This is a genomic window from Treponema sp. R6D11 (assembly GCF_054786075.1).
Window position 1 is genome coordinate 1 of sequence record NZ_BDHD01000865.1, and the last position, 467, is coordinate 467.

General features: G+C 67.2%; 1 pseudogene. It reads right to left on the reverse strand.

Annotation, left to right across the window (positions count from 1 at the left end):
• Positions 1-125: 125 nt before the first annotated feature.
• Positions 126-467, reverse strand: a pseudogene (locus tag ACYVTD_RS16550) (hypothetical protein); the annotation flags it as partial.

The window sequence follows — 467 nt, forward strand, 5'->3', positions numbered from 1 at the left end:
CAGCGAAATGTTCATGGTGGCCATGAAACTCTCCTTTGGCAGTTTTTGCCAAGTCAGTGTGCGCCCCGTCCTGGTATCGGACAAGCCCGCCCCCGGCGGCCGGGGGGCAGGCATTCAGCACGGCATCACGCCACCTTGGCGCCTTCCAGGAAGTCCTGGGCGAAGCGCTGCAGCACGCCACCGGCTTCGTAGATCGCCACTTCCTCGTCGCTGTCCAGCCGGCAGGTGACCGGCACGATCACGTCCTGGCCGTCGCGGCGGTGAATGACCAGGGTCAGGTCGGCGCGCGGGGTGCGCTCGCCGATCACATCGAAGGTCTCGGTGCCGTCAATGCCCAGGGTCAGGCGGGTGGTGCCCGGCTTGAACTCCAGCGGCAGCACGCCCATGCCGATCAGGTTGGTGCGGTGGATGCGCTCGAAGCCTTCGGCCACGATCGCCTCCACGCCAGCCAGGCGCACGCCCTTGGC